This window comes from Sphingobium jiangsuense (assembly GCF_014196495.1).
GTDB lineage: Bacteria > Pseudomonadota > Alphaproteobacteria > Sphingomonadales > Sphingomonadaceae > Sphingobium > Sphingobium jiangsuense.
In genome coordinates this window covers 333,366-351,616 of sequence record NZ_JACIDT010000003.1, presented here as the reverse complement: position 1 = coordinate 351,616, position 18,251 = coordinate 333,366, and the positions used below count along the sequence as shown (strand labels likewise).

Here is an 18,251-nt window from a genome sequence, read left to right as displayed (position 1 = left end):
GCCAGGGCCCTAGGTCCTACGCTTGCGGCAGGAGGCAAGGACGATATCCACCACCTGCTCGCGCCGCCGCGCCACCGCCTCCGGCGAGGTCATGTCGCGGTTGAAGATCTGCGAGAAGGTGTAGCGGTTCGACACATTGTAGAAGCACAGCGCGCTGATCGTCATGTGCAGGTCGACCGGGTCCAGATCGTCGCGGAAAACGCCCTCCGCCACGCCCTTGGCGATGATGTCGCTCAGCACGCGGATCACGCTCTCGTTGCGGCGCTTGATGCCCGCCACGTCGCCGACGAAGGCGCCCTTGTGCATATTCTCGTTCATCACCAGCCGGACGAACTCCGGGTTCTCATGATGATAGTCGAAGGTGATGCGGATATTGCTGGCCAGCGCTTCCTCGGCATTCATCGCCTCGATCGGCACGGCGGTCTCGGTGGCGCGGATGCCGTTATAGGCTTCCTCCAGCACCGCGCGGTAGAGCGCTTCCTTGCTGCCGAAATGATAATAGATCATCCGCTTGGACGTGCTGGTCTTTTCGGCGATCTCGTCGATGCGCGCGCCGCTCAGCCCCTTTTCGGCGAATTCGGCGCGCGCGACCGCCAATATTTCCTGCCGCGACATTTCTCCGTCAGCCGTCCGCCCGCGAGAGGACGCGGAGGCAGCGGCGCCATTGGGATTTTTCACTCTTCTCGCGCTTTCATCATCTGTCTGCCGGTTCGATTGCAAGGAGTAGCACGATCGGCGCGCTTTGTAAGGGCCGACCGGGCTTCCTCCGGCAAAAACCGCTCAGTCGATGGGGTGGCTGCGCACGCCCGCCGGGGCGATCCGGTCGAGCGGATGCGCTTCCATCCACTCGATCCGCTTCACGTCGAGCGGCGTGACGGCGACGGCGGCGCCGATATCGAGCTGCCTTTCCGCGCGCACCGACCATGCGGGCCAGCGCAGCGCCGGCGTGTCGGGGGAACCGGTCTTGGCCATCGCGATCAGCGCGCCGAGCATCGAGGCCGACAGCGCCCGGTCCTCCGCCGTCCAGTCGCGCGTCGGCCGCAGGCTGTTATAGGCGTCGAGCGTCCCCAGCCAATAGGGCACGTCCGAGGTATGATAGGCGCCGATCGTCGCCGGATCGACATCGACGATGGCGACGCCCGGCCGGAACGGATGATGGCGGGAGAAGCGGGCGATATAAGTCGCCTGTCCCAGCTTCGCCTGATCCACCGCGCATTGGCGGGCGGCGAGGACGAAGCCCTGCGCGCGGGCGGCCTCGCGCGCGGCGGCGCGGGCCTGCTCGTCGGTGGAGGCCGGGAACAGCTTCAGGAATTGCGCGGCGTCCGCCCCGAACAGCTTCTCCGCCTGCGCCCGATAGTCCGCCAGTCCCGTGATGCGACCCAAGGGGCTCATGGCGATGTCGATATCGTCGGAAGTATAGGCGGCGATGACCGGCACGCGGGCAAGCGCGCCCGCCTTCAGCGCCGCGTCCTTTTGCAGCGGCAGCACCTTGCCGTCGAGGATCGGCCCGCCGATGCGGATGCCCTCGACCCTGGCGCCGACCTGATTTTCGCTCTGCACCGCCAATATGCGGTCGGCGGGCAGGTCGCGCATCTTCGCCAGCGAGGCCGCGCCCAGCCGCTCCTGCAAGCGCAACCCGGTCTGCTCCGCGCTCTCCAGCGTCGGCCATGGCGTGCGATAGTTGCAGCCGCTCAGCATCACCGCCGAACTGAACAGGCCCTTCGCCTCCGGCGCGAAGATCAGCGAGGCGACCGAGAAGGCGCCCGCCGACTGGCCCATCACCAGCACCCGGTCGGGATCGCCGCCGAATTGCGCGATATTCTCCCTGATCCAGCGCAGCGCGGCGATCTGGTCCATGATGCCGTAATTGCCGGAATGGCCGCCCTGCTCCTTCGACAATTCGGGATGGGCAAGGAAGCCGAAGGCCCCCACCCGATAGTTGAAGTTGACCGCGATCGCGCCCGCCTTCGCCACCGCCTCGCCGTCATAATTGGCCATGCCGGACGAGCCGATGGTGAAGCCGCCGCCATAGATGAACACGATCACCGGCCGCTTCGCGCCCTTGCCGGCATCGGCGGGCGCCCAGAGGTTGAGCGTCAGGCAATCTTCCGAGGTCGCTTCCTCGCCGAAATAATGGTTGATGTCGTGCGGGCGCAGCACCTGAATGCATTCCGGCCCCTTGCGGTCGGCGTTCCACACGCCCTGCCAGCGGATCGGCTTGGGCGCGGCCCAGCGGTTGGCGCCCACCGGCGGCTGCGCAAAGGGGATGCCGAGCCAGGCGTGCACTCCACTGTCGAGCTGCGTGCCCGCCACCTTGCCGCTGCCGGTTTCGACCGGATCGCCGGGAAGGGCGACCATGCCCCTTTTCTGCGCCGTCGCGGGGGCGGCCAGCATCGCCAGCGCGGCCGCCGCCGCCATCCATGCCCGGACCTTTCCCTTGTGCCTGCCGATCATCAACCTCTCCCCTCTTTGGTTTTTCTCGCTCAATCCAGCACCGGATCGCGATAGCGGCTCTGCGCGGCGAGGCGCACCGGCGCGTTGGATGCGCCGAAGCCGCGATAGTCCTGCCGCTGCACGATCTCGAAAAAGAAGCGCTTGTCGAAGGCGCGGGAATAAAGCTGCCAATAGCGATGCCCGGCCTCGTCCTCGTCATAGAGCAGCCCCGCCCCGCACAGCGCGGCGAGCGCCTCTTCCTCCAGCCCGAAGCGGGCGGCGAGGTCGGGATAATAGTTGGGCGGCACCTCCATCACCGGCAGGCCCTCCCGCCCCAATTGCCCGGCCGCGCCGAAGATATCCGCCGTGGAAAAGGCGATGTGCTGGAACCCCGCGCCGAAGCCGTGATGGACGAAGCGCGACGAGAGCGTGTTGCGCCCGCCCGATGCGTTGATCGTCACGCGGAAACTGCCGTCCGCCGCCGTGATCGCCCGGCTCTGCACCACGCCGCCGGGGTCGAGGATATCCAGCTCCTCCTGCTTTTCCACCTCGAACAGGCTGGTCCAGAACAGCTGCCACGACAGATATTCGTCCACGTCCACCGACGCCGCGATATGGTCGATGCCCTGCAACAGCGCCGGGCCGGGCGCCTCCACCGGCTCGAACTCCTGCGCCCAGATCGCGTCGGCGCCGCCGTCCTCGACCAGATAGAGCAGGCTGCCGCCCACCCCCCGCAGCGCCGGGATGGCGAGGTTGCCGGGGCCGGGATCCTGATCGAAACGGGCGATATCGAGCGAGGCCGCGCGGTCCAGCACGGCCGTCACATCCTCGACCCGCAGGCCCAGCGCGCAGATCGACGCGCCATGCGTCAGGCGATAGCTGTGGGCGAAGCCGTGATGCTCGCGGTTCAGCACCAGATTGACGCCGCCCTGCTGCCAGCGGTCGACCGCCTTGTTGCGGTGGCGGCCGGTGTGGCGGAAGCCCAGCGCGCGCAGCATCGGCACCAGCCGCTCGCTTTCCTCGTCCGACAGCGCGAATTCGATGAACTCCGTCCCCCTTATGTGCGCGCGGGCGGGCAGCGCCGGGGCCTCGCCATTGATCCGGCGCGCATCCTCGATCGTCGCGGTGAGCGAGCGCCACGCATCATGAGCAACAAGGCTGGAGGAGGAAGCGCGGAAGCGGTCGTTGAAGATTTCGAGCGACAGCGGCCCCCTATACCCGGCCTTCAGCAGCGCGGCGGTATAGTCGGCGATCCGCATGTCGCCCTGCCCCGGCAGGCAGCGGAAATGACGGCTCCAGTAGAGCAGCCCCATGTCGAGGCGCGGCGCGTCGGCCAGTTGGACGAAGGCGATCTTGCCGCCGTCGATATCGGCAAGGCTCTCGATCGGAATGGCGCGGGAAAGCGAATGGAAGCTGTCGAGCAAGATGCCGATATTGGGGTGATCCACCGCCTTGACGATATCCCACACCTGCCGGTGATCGTTGATGTGCCGCCCCCAGGCCAGCGCTTCATAGCCGACGACGATGCCGCGCTTCGCCGCGCGCTCGCCCAGTTCGGCGAAGTCGGCGACGATGCGCCCCCGGTCGGGCAGCGCATGGGGCGAGCAGTTGGAGCAGACGAGGATGCGGTCGGTGCCCAGTTCCCCCATCAGGTCGAATTTCCGCTCCGCCCGGTCGAAGGCGCGGGCGCGCAGCGGTTCGGGCATGCCCTCGAAATCGCGAAACGGCTGGTAGAGCACACAAGCCAGGCCGAGGTCCGCCATCATCCGCGCGACGTCGCGGGGCGTGCCGGGATAGCCGATCAGGTCCGGCTCGAAAATCTCGACCGCCCTGAACCCCGCCCCGGCGATCGCCGCCAGCTTCTGATCCAGCGTGCCGCTGACGCAGACCGTAGCGATGGATTTCAGCATGAGCGCCCTCTTCCTGCCCCACGCGACGCTTGGGGGCGTCGGTGATCCTTGGCTGACGCTATGTGTACGAACTGGTTCATTCATTGTCAATCGCAGGGGCAAAGCCATGCGTTTTTGGTGACTTCCCGTCATGCCAGCGCAGGCTGGCATCGCAGGAGACAGCGCACCATGGCCTGAGACCCCGGCCTGCGCCGGGGTGACGGTAAAGACGAAAGGGCCACTTTCCCCGCGCCAGTCTCCGGCGCATGGAAAAGAAAATGGCCCTCCCCGCCCGCATGAAGCGGGCGCGAAGGGCCTCACGCCCCGTCCCCGGTCGTCGGGGGCGCAAACGGTGCCGGACGAGGGGAAACCCCCGCCCGGCCTGATGTCAGAGACGGTCGTCGATCTTCGAGCGGAAGAAACCCTGCGGGAATTCCTCGACCGCGTTGCCGACGATCGTATATTCCTTCTGGCGGCCGCTGAAGCGCCCTTCCAGCTCCATATAGGATTGCGGATCGAACAGCGGCGTCGCGCTCATGCCCATCACGCCGGTCGCGTCGACCTTCTGGCAGGTATAATGGCACCCCTGCTGCGCGGCGTTCTTGAGGCCGTGCTCCAGCATGCCGTCCATCGCCGCCTTCAGCAGATAATGCATCGTCATGAAGTTGAAGCCGAGCGGATAGATATCGTCCACCGTCACCGCAGGCTTGCCGTCGATGTCGCGCACGTCCGGGAACATCTTCCAGCCCGGCACCTTGGAGGCGACATATTGCGCATGGGCCAGCGTGCCGATCTTCACCACGGTGGTCATCTGCGCGCCCAGCTCATGCGCCAGACGCATGCGCTCGCAGCCCTCGTCCATCTCCGTTTCCGGGTCGGCATTGGTGCGGGCGATAAGGATGCAGTCCGTCCCCTCCATCGCGGCGAGCGCGGCGCGCACCTTCTCCAGATATTTCTCGCGCGGCAGCAGCCGGGTCGATTCCTCCATGTCGCCGGAATCCTCCAGCTGCAACGCGGTCGCCCCAGCCATGATCATCCGCTTGGTGGAGCGGTAGACGGCGAGCGGGCCGCCGAAGCCGTCCTCGATATCGGCGGCGAGCGGGACCGGCGACGTCTGGGTGATGCGGCTGCATATCCATTCGATATCGGTCAGGTTGCTGAAGCCATAGTCGATCACGCCGTTCATCGCGATCGACACCTCTCCGCCGCTGAGCATCGCGGCCTCGAAGCCGACCATCTCGACCGCGCGCATCGACGCGCAGTCATAGACGCAGGGTGCGACGATGCATTTGTTCGATTCTTCCAGAAGCCGTTTAAGCGATTTCTTGGCCATTCTTCTTTCCTTGTTTCCTCGATTATGTGCGCGGATCAGAACCTGACGCGCGCGCCGACCTTGAAATAGCGGCCGATGGGGTCGAAATAGACCTGGTTGGTCGCGCCCTGCGCGCTGGCCGCCATCGGCGGATCCTTGTCCAGCACGTTGTTGACGACGCCGAACAGCTCGAACTGCTCATTCACCCGCAGCGAGGCGCTGAGGTCGAGATAGAAGCGGCCGTCCACCCGGTTGGTGTTGACGCTGCTGGGCAGGGTGGCGGCATAGCCGTCATCCTCCGGCCCGACCAGCGTGGTGTCGAAAATGCCCTTGGGGATATATTTGCCGTGGGCGCTCAGCGTGAAGGCATTCTTCCGCCAGGTGACGGTGCCGTCGATGATATAGTCGGGAACGCCGGTGGTGGTGCCGGGGCGATAGCCGGTCTGGCCGGTGCGATCGACGCCGCCGATCGCCAGCTTCAGATATTTGGTGGCGAGCACCCGGAAATCGAGGCTGCCCGCATTGCCGATATCGGTATTGTAGCTCAGTTCGAAGTCGATGCCGCGGTTGATGATCTCGCTGACGTTCTGCAGCACATCCTGCACCTGAAGCAGCGTGCCGGCACCATCGCGCGAGACATAGGAGCACAGCGCGGTGGCGCCCTGCGCGCAGCGGTCGACCACGACCTGCGCGCCCAGCGTGGAGATCGCGCCCTTGATCTTGATGTCGTAATAATCGACCGACAGGCGCAGCGACCGGGCGAAATCCCAGTCCGGAGCCAGCACCACACCGGCCGTCCAGGTATCCGCCTTTTCCGCATTGAGCGCGCGGTTGGCGCCGGTCAGCGAATTGACCTGGATCTGCGCGCCGCCGTTCACCGGATCGACGATGGTGACGCGGCCCGCCGTCACCGGACCGAACAGCTCGGTCAGGTTGGGCGCGCGGATGTCGCGCGACCGGGTGGCGCGGAAGCGAATCTCCGGAACGGGCGCATAGACCGCGCCCAGCTTCCACGTGGTCGCATCGACGCTGGTGGTGTCGACGCCAGGGGCGGACCGGCTGTAATGCGTCTGGCGGATCGCGCCGTTCAGCTCCAGCGTATCGGCGAGCGGCATATCCCTGAGGATCGGCGCGACCGCTTCCAGATAGCCTTCGATCACCTCGATCTTGCCGCTGACGGCCTTGCCGTTGAACGACCAGAAGGCATTGGCGGTGGACAGGGCGTCGGCGGTGCCGACCGCCTTGTCGCTGCGATATTCGGCGCCGGTCGCGACCGAGAAATCCCCGCCGGGCAGCGCGAACAGCGCGCCGTTCACATTGGCGGCCAGCACATGCTCGGTCGTGTCGGTGGTCTGATAGCCCGAGGGCGCGATATAGGCCGCGGCCGGGCCGGAGATATTGCCTGAGCCGAAAATATTCATCGGCACGCAAGCGGGGTCGTCATTGGCCGGATTGGCGTCGGCATTGATGCCACACACCACCTGATTGCCGACCTGCACCGCATTGGCGGCATTGGTGACGCGGCTGGCGATGACATTGCCGCTGTAGTTCTGGCGGAACTTGTTGCGGCCATATTGATAATAGGCGTCCCACTTCCAGTTGTCGCCCAGATTGCCCTCGAACGAGAGCACCGCGCGATAGGTGCGGTTGCGCGAATGGTTGATCGATCCGCCCAGATCCATGAACGCGCGGCCAAGGCTGAACGAGGTGATGCCGTTCTGGTCCATGATGTCCGCCACGCCCTGCGGCAGATAGGCATTGTTGCGGTTGATGGTGAGGGTCGAGCGCGCGACCGAGCCGATGACCATGCCCTTCACCTCGCCGTAAGAGAGGTCCAGATTGGCCTTGAGCGCGTCGGAGAACTCATAGTCGACATGGGCATAGCCGACGATGCGCTGCACCGGCGGGATCAGCAATATCCCGTCGAGAAAGCCGTTGCGCCCCGATTCCTCGCCGCCATAGGTGAACAGCGGCGACGGGTTGTTGCCGTAGATCGTGCCGAAGTCATAATTGTGCGTCGTGCCGTCCGGGTTGAAGGCGAGGCCGCGCAAAGGCCCGGAATTGGCGACGATCAAGCCGCCGGACGACAGGTTGCCGGTCCCTGCCGGGCCGGTGCGGATGCTGGCGGGCAGGCCGCCGAAACCGGCGGGCGTGTTGCCGACCAGCTGCTCGTTCGGGCACCAGCTGCGCGTGTAGCAATCGCCCATGCCGTCGGAATCATTATATTCGCCCGCGATCACGAAATTGCCGCGGCCGTCGCCGAAGCGGGTGCCGTAGGCGAGCTGGACATTGCGTTCGCCCGCGTCGCCCTCGCCCGAAATGCCAGCCTGGACCGATCCCTTGAACCCGTCGAGCGACTTGTCGATGATGAAGTTGACCACGCCCGCGACCGCATCCGACCCATAGGCCGCCGATGCGCCGCCCGTCACCACCTCGGTGCGGCTGATGATCGAGCTGGGGATCAGGTTGACGTCGATCGTCCCCTGCGTGGTCGAGGGCACGAAGCGCTTGCCGTCGAGCAGCACCAGCGTCCGCGTCGCGCCCAGGCCGCGCAGGTCGAGCACGCGCGCGCCGATATTGCCGCCGACCGCCTGCTGCGTCGCGGGCGTCACCAGCGGGCGGAAGGACGGCAGCTCGTTGAGCGCGTCGCCGACATTGGTGATCGCGCGCTGCTCGAACCGCTCCTGCCCGACCACCGACACCGGCGTCGGCGCGTCGAAGCCGCTGCGCGCGATGCGCGAACCGGTGACGATGATCTCCTGCGCCGCATTTTCCTGCGGCGCCGCCGGTTCCTCCGCCGTCTGCGCGAGGACGGCGGCAGGCGCGCTCGCCAGCGCCAGCGCGCCGAGCGCGGCGCCCCGGAAGCGGCCCTTGCCGCCGCCCTTGCCGCCGCGATGTGAAATCCGAACCTCAATCATGATGTCTCTCCCCTCAATGCGCCTTGTCCGGCGCTGTCTGACGTCAATCGGAAATGCTCTGGTCCTGCATCCGGCGCAGCAGCCGGTAGGGCTTGCGGGCCAGCAGCAGCAGAAGGACCATCACCGGCGTCGCGAGGCCGACGATGATGGAAAGCGAATATCGAATGTCGGCGGGCTCGCGGAACACATGGTCCGTCATCAGGCCGATCACCATCGGCCCGACGCCCAGCCCCACCAGCGTGATGATGGTGATGTAGAGCGCGGTCACCTGCCCGCGCGCGCGGTTGGGAATGATAAGCTGCAACGCCGTCCCCGCGCAGGGAAAGGGCATGCAGCTCAGGAACATGGCGGGCGCCAGCAGCAGCAGCGCCAGCTGCGCATTGGGCATCAGCGGCGCCAGCGCGCCGAACAGCCCGCAGCCGACGAAGCCGGCGGCCGCGACCGTCAGCTGCGCGTCGCTGTGCCCCTTGCGGGTCAGCCGGTCGCTCAGCCAGCCGGCGCAGAAGGTACCGCCCGTCCCGCACAGCAGCATGATGAGGCCGAAGCCCAGGCCGATCTCCGCCGCGCTCCAGCCATAGACGCGGATGAACAGCGCGGGCGCCCAGATATTATAGGCGTAGGACACCAGCGTCACCATGGAGAAGCCCGCGAACATCGGGATCAGCGCCGCCTTGCGCGCCGAAACGATGGCCAGCACCTGCCGGATGGACAGCGGCTCGTCCGCGCCCGGCCCCTGCCGCTTCGGTTCGCGCACGAGGAACAGGAACGGCACCAGCAGCAGGCCGGGGAAACCGACGATGATGAACGCCGCCTGCCACGGCTTCAGCCCGTCCAGCAGCCCGCCGTGCAACAGCGCGGAGGTTTCCAGCCACTCGATCAGGCTGCCGCCGCCGATGAAGGCGAGGCCGATGCCGAACGGCGCGCTCAGGAAGAAGATGCTGACCGCCCGCCCCAGCCGGTCCGGCGGGAAGAGGTCGCTCAGCATCGACAGGCTGGCCGGGGTCACGCTCGCCTCGCCCACGCCGACGCCGACGCGGGTCAGGAACAGCTGCCAATAGGTGCGCGACAGGCCGGACGCCATGGAGAACAGGCTGAACAGCGCGAGGAAGCCGCCCATGATCACCTTGCGGGGGTAGCGGTCCGCAAGCCGGCCGATCGGCATGCTGCACAGCGTGTAGAAAATGCCGAAGGCGACGCCCTGCAACATGCCGAAGCCGGTATCGTCCAGCCCGAACTCCGCCTTCACCGGCTCCACCGTCAGGTTGAGCACGACCCGGTCGAACTGCGACGCGATGGAGGCGAGCGCGAGCAGCAAGGCGATGAGCCAGCCTCGGGCCGTGCCCGACGACTTTTCCTCGATGGATTCGAATGCCTGCGCCTGCTGCCGCATATCAGGGCTTTCTCCCGACTTCCCTGCCAGTTCTATTTGCGCGCGGGAAGTCTTGTCTTGTTCAACTTATCATGTGACCGTGCACATTATCAGTAAAGCGCCATCTGTCAACTATTTCATGGACGTTCGCGTTTTTACCGATTCAGGCGGTTTCGCCCGAAAGCGCGCCCCGCACGGCGGCCAGCTGGGCATCGAGCGGCAGATCGCCCGGCACGACGATCACCGCCTCTTCCTCATCGGGCATTTCCAGCGTCGCAAGCTGGCTGTCGAGCAGCTGGACGGGCATGAAATGCCCTTCCCGCGCCGACATGCGCAGCACCAGCGAGTCCTTCGACAGCAGCGGCAGCACGAAGCGGATATCCGCCCCGGCCCGCGCACGCAGCCGGTCGCGATAGCCCCGCTTGAGCGCGGAGCAGGACACAACGCAGCCCGCCGCGCGATTCGCGATCAGCGCATCCGCCACATTGTCGAGGAAAGGCCGGCGGTCCTCGTCGTTCAGCGGGATGCCCGCCGCCATCTTCGCCACATTGGCGGGCGGGTGCAGCCCGTCCCCCTCGACGAAGGGAATGCCCAGCGCGTCGGCAAGCGCCGCCCCCAGCGTCGACTTGCCGCAACCGCTCACTCCCATGACGACGATGCCCAGGCTCATGCCTCTTCCTCCGGCGCGGCGGGGTCGAACAGCCGCATATAGGCCGCGCTGTCGGCCGGTCCCGATCCGGCGGCCACGAGCATCCGGTGCAGGTCGGCGACCAGCGAGGTGAGCGGCATCGGCACGCGCCGCGCGTGGGCGGCGGCCTGCACGGTTTCCAGGTCCTTCAGCATATTGTCGATCCTGCCGGTGGGCGAATAGTCGCGCCGCGCCATCTTCGCCATGAACTCCTGCATTATCCGCGAATCCGCGCGCCCGCCCGCCAGCGCGGCGGGCACCAGCGTGGCGTCCACCCCGTGGCATTCCGCGAACCGCACCGCCTCGGCCACCGTCAGGAACGCGCCCGCGCACAATATCTGGTTGATCAGCTTGACCGTCTGCCCGGCGCCGTTGCCGCCGACATGGGTACGATTGGCGGCAAGCCGGTCCAGCAGCGGCGCGGCGCGCTCGACATCTCCAGCCGCGCCGCCGATCATCAGCGTCAACGCGCCCCGCGCGGCGGCGGGCGCCCCGCCCGAAAGCGGCGCGTCGATCCAGCCCATGCCGGTTTCCCGCCGCAACCTTTCCGCCATCGCCGCGCTTGCCGCCGGATCGATACTCGACATGTCGACCAGCAGGCGCTCCGGCGTCGCCGCCTCGGCCACGCCGCCGGGGCCGAACACCGCGTGCTCGACGATCGCCGCGCTGTTGAGGCTGGTGATGACGAACTCCGCCCGCCCCGCCGCCTCGGCGGCCGAGGCGACGACCGTCGCGCCCCGCCCGGCCAATGCCGCGCAGGCGCCGGGATCGCGGTCATATAGCGCCAGCTGCGCCCCGCCGTCGAGCAGGCGCGCGGCGATGGCGCCGCCCATCACGCCGACGCCGATGACCGCGACCCGCATCATGGCGCCGCCTTCACCGACGCGCGCTCCGTCACCGACAGGCCGACATCGACGGCGATCGGCCGCCGCGCCGTCTCCTTGCCGGACAGCAGGTCGCGCACCGCCTGCCCCGCCCGCTGGCCGAGCGCGCGGAAATCGACATGGATCGAAGTGAGCGGCGGGTTGATCTCCCGGCCGATCTCGAAATCGCCGAAGCCCATGATCGACAGGTCGTCCGGCACCGCGATCCCGCGGCGCTGGCATTCCATCACCGCGCCCACCGCCGAGAGATCCGATACCGCGAAGATCGCCTCCACGTCCGGGTCCCGGTCCAGCAGCACGGCGAGGCTCTGCGCGCCATGATCATAGCTGATCGGCGGCTTGCCGTGGCGCAGCACATGATGCGTCGAAAGCCCGGCGATGCGCAGCTCGTCCTCGAAGCCGCGCATGCGCTCTTCGCCGCGATGGTCGATCACGTCGCCGTCGGTCGCGCCGCCGAGCGCACCGATGCGGGAAAAGCCCCGGTTGATCAGATAGCGCGCCGCCGTGCGGCCGACATTATAGTTGGAAAAGCCGACCACATGCTCGATCGGCCGGCTGGGCAGGTCGGCAATCTCGATGATCGGGATATCGGCCGCCAGCAGCATGCGCGAGGCGGTGCGGCGGTGGATCGTGCCGGTCAGCACGATCGCCTCCGGCCTGCGCGCCAGCAGGTTGCGCAGCTGCCGTTCCTCCTCCACCAGGTCATAATCGGTATAGGCGATCAGCAGGTGATAATCGTCCTCGCGCAGCGCCTCGGTGAGGCCATGGGCAACGGCGGCGAAATTGGCGTTGGTCAGCGTCGGCAGCATCAGCGCGACGAAGCCGGTGCGACGGCTCGCCAGGCTGCCCGCCGCGCGATCGGGCACATAGCCGAGGTCGGCGATCGCCTTGCTCACCCGCTCCCGCGTCGCCGGAAGCACCAGATCCGGATCGCTGAGCACGCGCGAGACGGTCATGCGCGAAACCCCTGCCAGACGGGACACATCTCGGATCGTCGGCCGCTGCTTCCCTTGCGAAGTGCGGTTTTCGGCCTTTTCCATGTCCGGCTGCACCGTTCGCGCCATGATATACTCCCCCGTCGCAGATGATTGGCGGCATGCAGTATAGCGGCAGCCCCCGCGCCGGGAAGAGCGCCCGGCTCAGCCCTCCAGCGCCAGATGCAATTTCACGACCTGGCTGCGGTCGCCCGCCCGCTCGAACGCGGCAACCGCGTCGGTCAGCGGATAGGTGCCCGACAGGATCGGCGACACGTCGATCTCCCCCGAAACGATCAGGTCGACCGCATGGTGGAATTCCCCATTGGCGCGGAAGGCGCCGACGAAATCGATCTCGCGCGCCTGCAACGCATTGACCGGCACCGGCGCGGTGCCGGGCGGCATCATGCCGACCTGCACGATGCGGCCGCCCCGGCGGACCACGCGGAACAGCGAGTCCAGCGCCTGCGGGGCGCCCGAAGCCTCGAACGCCACGTCGAAATGGCCGCCATCGGCCTCATAGCGCTTCAGCCCGTCCGGGTCCGCCGCGACATTGACGCCGTGGTTCGCGCCCATGTGGCGGCAGGCGACTTGCAGGGGGGCGTCCTCGATATCCGTGCAGACAATCTCCGCCGCCCCTGCAAGCCGTGCCGACCGGGCCGTCAACAGCCCGATCGGTCCCGATCCGGTGACGATCACCCGCTTGCCCATCAGCGCCCCGGCGCGGGCGACCGCGTGAAGGCCGACGGAAAGCGGCTCGGCGACGGACAGCTTCAGCAGGTCCGTGTCGTCCGGCACCGGAACGATCTGGTCCGTGCGCAGGATCAGATGCTGCGCGAAACCGCCCTGGACATGGGGAAAGCGCCCCGCGCTGCCCAGGAAAAACATGTTGGTGCAAAGGTTCATCCGCCCTTCGCGGCACCGCGCGCAGGAAAGGCACGGGCGGCTGGGGTCCAGCGCCGCCTTCATGCCGGGAGCGAGGCCCGTCACCCCTTCGCCCAGTTCGATCACCCGGCCGGAAATCTCATGGCCCAGCGTAAGCGGCTCCCGCACCGCGAAATCGCCGACCGCGCCGCGATGATAATAATGCATGTCGGACCCGCAAATGCCGCCATAGGCGACCGCCACCCGCACATGACCGGCGGGAATCGGCGCGTCGGCGACCTCGTCGATACGCAGATCCTTTTTCCCATGACATATGGCCGCGAGCATCCGGGAACCCTCCTTCTTCATTAATGTTACCGATATCATCTATAAATCCGGCTTGCAATCCGCTAATGAGACGACGGATATTATTTGTCACATATTGTCAGGAATCGCCGTTTTCGTGGATATTTTGACTTGAAAGAATTGCAATAGAGGTTCATCAAGGCATCAGTTATGTGACCGGTCCCTAAAGAATCGGAGAAGGATTTGCAGCACAATCTATTCGACCTGGCCGGACGCGGCGCGCTGATAACCGGCGCCTCGCAGGGCATCGGCTTCGCCATCGCGCAGGCCCTCGCGGGGGCGGGCGCCCGCGTCATCCTCAACGGCCGCTCGCAGGACAAGCTGGACCAGGCCGCCGACCGGCTGCGCGGCGAAGGCGTGGACGCCGCACGGATCGGCACGACCTGCTTCGACGTGACCGACGCGGCGTCCGTGCGCGCCGGGGTGGACGCGCTGCTGGGCTCTGGCGAACGGATCGACATCCTCGTCAACAATGCCGGCATCCAGCGCCGCAACCCGCTGGAACAGTTCGACGATGCCGACTGGGACGCGCTGATCGCCTGCAACCTGAGCAGCCTCTACCATGTCAGCAAGGCCGTCGCCCCGCACATGATAGAGCGCGGCAGCGGCAAGATCATCAATATCGGCAGCGTCCAGTGCGAGCTGGCCCGCCCCGGCATCGCCCCCTATACCGCGACCAAGGGCGCGGTGAAGAACCTGACCAAGGGCATGTGCGCCGACTGGGCGAAATACGGGCTACAGATCAACGCGATCGGCCCCGGCTATTTCGACACGCCGCTCAACAAGGCGCTGGTCGAGGATCCCGAATTCGACGCCTGGCTGCGCAAGCGCACCCCCGCCGGGCGCTGGGGGACATTGCCGGACCTGCACGGCGCGGCCATCTTCCTGGCCTCGCCCGCATCCGATTTCGTCAACGGCCAGACGATCTATGTCGATGGCGGCATCGTTTCGGTAATCTGAGAGGGCATGATGAGCATATCCCGTCCGACCGCGATCCAGATGGCCCCCTTTTCCGCCTATCTGGAGGAAGAGCTGGACCGCCGCTTCGAGATAATCCGCTGGTTCGATCTGGACCCGGCCGCGCAGCAGCAGATCCTCTCCACCGGCGACGCGGCGATCGGCGCGATCGTCACCAACGGCCATGTGGGGTGCCCCGACGCGCTGATCGAGGCGCTGCCGGGGCTGAAGATCGTTGCCATTCACGGCGTCGGCTTCGACCGGGTCAACCTCGACCTGGCGAAGCGCAAGGGCGTGGGCGTTTCGACCACCCCCAATGTGCTGAACGAGGATGTGGCCGACCTGGCCGTGGGCCTCGTCATCGCGCTGCTGCGGGCGGTGACGCCGGCCGATGCGTTCGTGCGCGCGGGCCTGTGGGAACGGGGCGACTTCCCCCTCGCCCGCAAGGTGACGGGCCGCCGCTTCGGCATTGTCGGGCTGGGCCGCATCGGGGTTGAGATCGCCCGCCGCCTCGCCGCCTTCGGCCCGGTCGCCTATACCGGCAGCAAGCCGAAGGACGTGCCCTACGCCTTCCACCCCGATGCGCGGACGTTGGCGCGGAACAGCGACGTGCTGATCCTCGCCTGCCCGTCCAACGAGCAGACCCGTCATCTGGTGAACCGCGACATCCTCGATGCGCTGGGGCCGCAGGGCTATGTCGTCAACATCGCGCGCGGCGCCGTCGTCGACGAGGCGGCGCTGATCGCCGCGCTGGAGGAAGGGCGCATCGCCGGGGCCGCGCTCGACGTGTTCGAGCAGGAACCCCATGTCCCCGACGCGCTGCGTACATCGCCCCGCGTGCTCCTCACCCCGCATATCGCCAGCGGCACCGAGGAAACGCGGCGTGACATGGCCGACATGGTGCTGCAAAATCTGGACGCGATGCTGGCGGGGAACGCCCTGCCCCATGCGCTGATCTGAGCAACGGGCAACTGGCCGGAACGGGAGGGAAAGCATGGCAAGGATCGCGGTCATCACCGGCGCGGGCAGCGGCATCGGGCGCACCGTCGCGCTCGCCCTGTCGCGGCGCGGCTATGCGCTGGCGCTCGCCGGACGCCGGGCCGAGGCGCTGGAGGAAACCGTGGCGCTGCTGGCGTCCGGCACCGCCGCGCTCTGCATGCCCACCGACGTGACCGATAAGGCGTCGGTCGCAGCGCTGTTCGATGCGACGGTGGCGCGGTTCGGGCGGGTCGACCTGCTGTTCAACAATGCGGGCGTGAATGCGCCGGACGTGCCGCTTGACGCGCTGGACGAGGCGGACTGGCGCCATGTCATCGACACCAACCTGACCGGCGCCTTCCTCTGCCTGCAAGCCGCGTTCGCTGCGATGAAGGCGCAGTCGCCGCGCGGCGGGCGCATCATCAACAACGGCTCGATCTCCGCCACCAGCCCGCGCCCCAACTCCATCGCCTATACCGCCAGCAAACATGCGATCACCGGCCTCACCAAGTCCGCCTCGCTCGACGGCCGCGCGTTCGACATCGCCTGCAGCCAGATCGACATCGGCAACGCGGCGAGCGCGATGGGATCGCGCATGGCCAGGGGCGTGCCGCAGGCCAATGGCCAACTGGCGGTCGAACCGGTGATGGATGTCGCCCATGTCGGCGAGACCGTCGCCTATATGGACAGCCTGCCGCTGGACGCCAATGTCCAGTTCATCACGCTGATGGCGACGAAAATGCCTTTCGTCGGCCGGGGATAGCGCCACCGGCCCGCGCCTTCTTCAGCGCGCGGGCGCGGCCTCCCTTTCCCCCGCCAGCGCCACATAGGGCGAGACGGCGGCCAGCGCGCGCTCGACGAAGAGCTGCTTCTCGCCGACCGGCGCGACATAATGGATCGCGGCCTCGGCATCCTGCCGGGATGCCCCGCGCAGGATCAGCCATGTCGCGAGATACTGGCTGGCGAGGCAGCCCCCGGCCGTCGCGACATTGCCATGGGCGACGAAGGGCGCGTCGATCACCCGCACGCCCGCCTCCTCCACCCAGGGCTTCGTCGTCAGGTCGGTGCAGGCCGGAAGATCGCCGACAAGGCCCAGCTTCGCCAGCAGCAGCGTGCCCGAACATTGCGCGCCGACCAGCTGCCGCTCAGGGTCGAGCCGGAGGCGAGCCAGCAGCGCCGGGTCGGCCGCGACCTCGCGCGTGCGCACGCCGCTGCCGATCAGCACCGCATCGGCCTCCTCCACGAATTCCAGCGGCCTCTGGCGGCGGATGGCGACGCCGTTCATCGACACCGCTTCCTCATCCGGGCAGGTGATCCAGGCGCGCCAGCCCTTATCCTTCATCCGCCCCAATATCCCCGCGGCGATGAAGGAATCCAGCTCGTTGAAGCCGTCAAAGGTCACAATCGCGATCTGCATGCCGTCCTTCCTTTCCTCCCCGCTTTCGCCCATGCCGCCGCCCGGCGCAAGCCCCGGCGGGATCGGTCTGCCCCGGCCCGGCGCCACGTCCGCGACGACCGCCCTGACGACCGCCCCGATGGCCGCAAAGCGACTTTCCTCGTCGAATATCTGCCTCTTCGGGTTGACGGCACTGTCCCTGACCCCTTAGCTTTCCCCCTTGAAGCAAGACCGATCGCCCGATCGTCCCCTGAGCGGATATGAGGCCAGCCCATATTCGCGCACCCATAAAGGAGAAAGGACATGGCCGAAGCGCCCTCGACCATAGCCCTCGCGACGGATCTCAGCCATCGTTCCGACCGCGCGCTGGACCGCGCGGTGCAGCTGGCGCGGGCATGGAAGGCCCGGCTACTCGTCATCCATGCGATAGAGGACGGCGCCCAGAGCTATGGCGACGGCGGCTATCCGCTGCCGAGCTGGCGCCGCCCGCCCGACCCGGCCAAGGCCGTGCGCCAGCGCCTGCACCGCGACCTTCAGCGCGAGGATACCGGGCTGGATCTCGACATCGTGGTCGAGTCCGGCACCCCGGCCAGCCTGGTGCTGGAAAAGGCGCGGGTCGCAGGGGCGGGGCTGATCGTCACCGGCGTCGCGCGCGACGAGACGCTGGGCCGCATGATATTGGGCGATACCGTCGACAAGCTATTGCGCGCCTCCCCCATTCCGATACTGGTCGTGCGCAACCGCGCGCCCGCGCCCTATGACGCGATGGTCGTCGCCACCGATTTCTCCCCCGGCGCGCACGAGATGCTGAAAAGCGCGCGCGGGCTGTTCCCCGGCTTGGGCCTCAGCCTGTTCCACGCCTATGACGTGCCCTTCGCCAGCTATCTCAACCGCGCGGAGATCGATCGCGAGTTCGAGGGCTATGGGCGGGAAGCGGCCGACCGGCTGCTGCGCGAAGCGGGCCTGTCGGAAGAGGAAGCCCGCTCCGTGCCCCGGCTGATCGAAATGGGGTCGCCAGAGGTGCTGCTGCGCGATTACGAGGCCGCCTCCGGCGACGTGCTGACCGTGGTGGGCACGCATGGCGGCGGCCTGATCTATCGCGCGCTGATCGGCAGCACCGCCCGCAAGATCATCAACGCGGTGGAAAGCGACGTTCTGGTCGTGCCGCCGTCCGACCGTTCCACCCCCTGACCCGCCTCCGCCGAAAAGTCCGACCCCCAAAG

15 protein-coding genes are annotated in these 18,251 nt (G+C 67.2%); 4 read left to right on the top strand and 11 right to left on the bottom strand.

Going from position 1 to position 18,251, the window contains the following annotated elements; genetic code table 11:
* Window positions 1-9: 9 nt before the first annotated feature.
* From GGR43_RS06625 to GGR43_RS06580, 10 genes are all read right to left on the bottom strand, one after another.
* Window positions 10-615 (bottom strand): TetR/AcrR family transcriptional regulator, encoded by a 606-nt coding sequence (locus GGR43_RS06625; protein ID WP_188071146.1) that lies wholly within the window; start codon window positions 613-615, stop codon window positions 10-12.
* A 165-nt stretch (window positions 616-780) separates the two neighbouring features.
* Window positions 781-2,454 (bottom strand): carboxylesterase/lipase family protein, encoded by a 1,674-nt coding sequence (locus GGR43_RS06620; protein WP_188071145.1) that lies wholly within the window; start codon window positions 2,452-2,454, stop codon window positions 781-783.
* A 29-nt stretch (window positions 2,455-2,483) separates the two neighbouring features.
* Window positions 2,484-4,343 carry a bifunctional sugar phosphate isomerase/epimerase/4-hydroxyphenylpyruvate dioxygenase family protein gene (locus GGR43_RS06615; RefSeq protein WP_188071144.1) on the bottom strand — a complete coding sequence of 620 codons (1,860 nt, stop codon included), beginning with the start codon at window positions 4,341-4,343 and terminating at the stop codon, window positions 2,484-2,486.
* Window positions 4,344-4,710: 367 nt separating this feature from the next.
* Entirely contained in the window at window positions 4,711-5,655 is a 945-nt protein-coding gene (locus GGR43_RS06610; protein WP_188071143.1) for an isocitrate lyase/PEP mutase family protein, read from the bottom strand.
* Window positions 5,656-5,690: 35 nt separating this feature from the next.
* Window positions 5,691-8,552 carry a TonB-dependent receptor gene (locus GGR43_RS06605; RefSeq protein WP_188071142.1) on the bottom strand — a complete coding sequence of 954 codons (2,862 nt, stop codon included), beginning with the start codon at window positions 8,550-8,552 and terminating at the stop codon, window positions 5,691-5,693.
* Between the two features lie 43 nt (window positions 8,553-8,595).
* Window positions 8,596-9,942, bottom strand: a complete 1,347-nt coding sequence (locus GGR43_RS06600) for a spinster family MFS transporter (protein WP_188071141.1) — start codon at window positions 9,940-9,942, stop codon at window positions 8,596-8,598.
* Window positions 9,943-10,084: 142 nt separating this feature from the next.
* On the bottom strand, window positions 10,085-10,591 hold the full coding sequence (locus tag GGR43_RS06595) for a gluconokinase (protein ID WP_188071140.1): 507 nt from the start codon (window positions 10,589-10,591) through the stop codon (window positions 10,085-10,087).
* The gene (locus tag GGR43_RS06590) at window positions 10,588-11,475 is read right to left on the bottom strand and encodes an NAD(P)-dependent oxidoreductase (RefSeq protein ID WP_246343375.1); all 888 of its coding nucleotides are present in this window, start codon (window positions 11,473-11,475) and stop codon (window positions 10,588-10,590) included. The genes GGR43_RS06595 and GGR43_RS06590 overlap by 4 nt, the downstream gene beginning before the upstream one ends.
* Window positions 11,472-12,557 (bottom strand): LacI family DNA-binding transcriptional regulator, encoded by a 1,086-nt coding sequence (locus GGR43_RS06585; RefSeq protein WP_223177311.1) that lies wholly within the window; start codon window positions 12,555-12,557, stop codon window positions 11,472-11,474. The genes GGR43_RS06590 and GGR43_RS06585 overlap by 4 nt, the downstream gene beginning before the upstream one ends.
* A 75-nt stretch (window positions 12,558-12,632) precedes the next feature.
* Window positions 12,633-13,679, bottom strand: a complete 1,047-nt coding sequence (locus GGR43_RS06580) for an L-idonate 5-dehydrogenase (protein ID WP_188071139.1) — start codon at window positions 13,677-13,679, stop codon at window positions 12,633-12,635.
* Window positions 13,680-13,880: 201 nt separating this feature from the next.
* On the opposite strand from GGR43_RS06580, the gene GGR43_RS06575 reads away from it, so the two are divergent.
* Genes GGR43_RS06575 through GGR43_RS06565 form a run of 3 tightly spaced genes read left to right on the top strand, consistent with a single transcriptional unit; the run spans window position 13,881 to window position 16,395 of the window.
* The gene (locus GGR43_RS06575) at window positions 13,881-14,657 is read left to right on the top strand and encodes an SDR family oxidoreductase (protein WP_188071138.1); all 777 of its coding nucleotides are present in this window, start codon (window positions 13,881-13,883) and stop codon (window positions 14,655-14,657) included.
* A gap of 6 nt (window positions 14,658-14,663) precedes the next feature.
* Window positions 14,664-15,614, top strand: a complete 951-nt coding sequence (locus tag GGR43_RS06570; protein WP_223177310.1) for a 2-hydroxyacid dehydrogenase — start codon at window positions 14,664-14,666, stop codon at window positions 15,612-15,614.
* A gap of 34 nt (window positions 15,615-15,648) precedes the next feature.
* Complete coding sequence (locus GGR43_RS06565) at window positions 15,649-16,395, top strand: SDR family oxidoreductase (protein WP_188071137.1); 747 nt, start codon at window positions 15,649-15,651, stop codon at window positions 16,393-16,395.
* A 21-nt stretch (window positions 16,396-16,416) separates the two neighbouring features.
* On the opposite strand, the gene GGR43_RS06560 is transcribed toward GGR43_RS06565, so the two are convergent.
* Window positions 16,417-17,049, bottom strand: a complete 633-nt coding sequence (locus tag GGR43_RS06560) for a DJ-1/PfpI family protein (protein WP_188071136.1) — start codon at window positions 17,047-17,049, stop codon at window positions 16,417-16,419.
* A gap of 282 nt (window positions 17,050-17,331) precedes the next feature.
* Here GGR43_RS06560 and GGR43_RS06555 point away from each other — a divergent pair, with 282 nt between their 5' ends.
* On the top strand, window positions 17,332-18,219 hold the full coding sequence (locus GGR43_RS06555; RefSeq protein ID WP_188071135.1) for a universal stress protein: 888 nt from the start codon (window positions 17,332-17,334) through the stop codon (window positions 18,217-18,219).
* Window positions 18,220-18,251 lie beyond the last annotated feature (32 nt).

Bases quoted from the DNA above. Each gene is read 5' to 3' on its own strand.
- GGR43_RS06555 (WP_188071135.1), top strand. From the start codon at position 17,332: ATGGCCGAAGCGCCCTCGACCATAGCCCTCGCGACGGATCTCAGCCAT.
- GGR43_RS06565 (WP_188071137.1), top strand. From the start codon at position 15,649: ATGGCAAGGATCGCGGTCATCACCGGCGCGGGCAGCGGCATCGGGCGC.
- GGR43_RS06590 (WP_246343375.1), bottom strand. From the start codon at position 11,475: ATGATGCGGGTCGCGGTCATCGGCGTCGGCGTGATGGGCGGCGCCATC.
- GGR43_RS06610 (WP_188071143.1), bottom strand. From the start codon at position 5,655: ATGGCCAAGAAATCGCTTAAACGGCTTCTGGAAGAATCGAACAAATGC.
- GGR43_RS06600 (WP_188071141.1), bottom strand. From the start codon at position 9,942: ATGCGGCAGCAGGCGCAGGCATTCGAATCCATCGAGGAAAAGTCGTCG.
- GGR43_RS06620 (WP_188071145.1), bottom strand. From the start codon at position 2,454: ATGATCGGCAGGCACAAGGGAAAGGTCCGGGCATGGATGGCGGCGGCG.
- GGR43_RS06625 (WP_188071146.1), bottom strand. From the start codon at position 615: ATGTCGCGGCAGGAAATATTGGCGGTCGCGCGCGCCGAATTCGCCGAA.
- GGR43_RS06605 (WP_188071142.1), bottom strand. From the start codon at position 8,552: ATGATTGAGGTTCGGATTTCACATCGCGGCGGCAAGGGCGGCGGCAAG.
- GGR43_RS06560 (WP_188071136.1), bottom strand. From the start codon at position 17,049: ATGCAGATCGCGATTGTGACCTTTGACGGCTTCAACGAGCTGGATTCC.
- GGR43_RS06570 (WP_223177310.1), top strand. From the start codon at position 14,664: ATGATGAGCATATCCCGTCCGACCGCGATCCAGATGGCCCCCTTTTCC.
- GGR43_RS06585 (WP_223177311.1), bottom strand. From the start codon at position 12,557: ATGGCGCGAACGGTGCAGCCGGACATGGAAAAGGCCGAAAACCGCACT.
- GGR43_RS06580 (WP_188071139.1), bottom strand. From the start codon at position 13,679: ATGCTCGCGGCCATATGTCATGGGAAAAAGGATCTGCGTATCGACGAG.
- GGR43_RS06595 (WP_188071140.1), bottom strand. From the start codon at position 10,591: ATGAGCCTGGGCATCGTCGTCATGGGAGTGAGCGGTTGCGGCAAGTCG.
- GGR43_RS06615 (WP_188071144.1), bottom strand. From the start codon at position 4,343: ATGCTGAAATCCATCGCTACGGTCTGCGTCAGCGGCACGCTGGATCAG.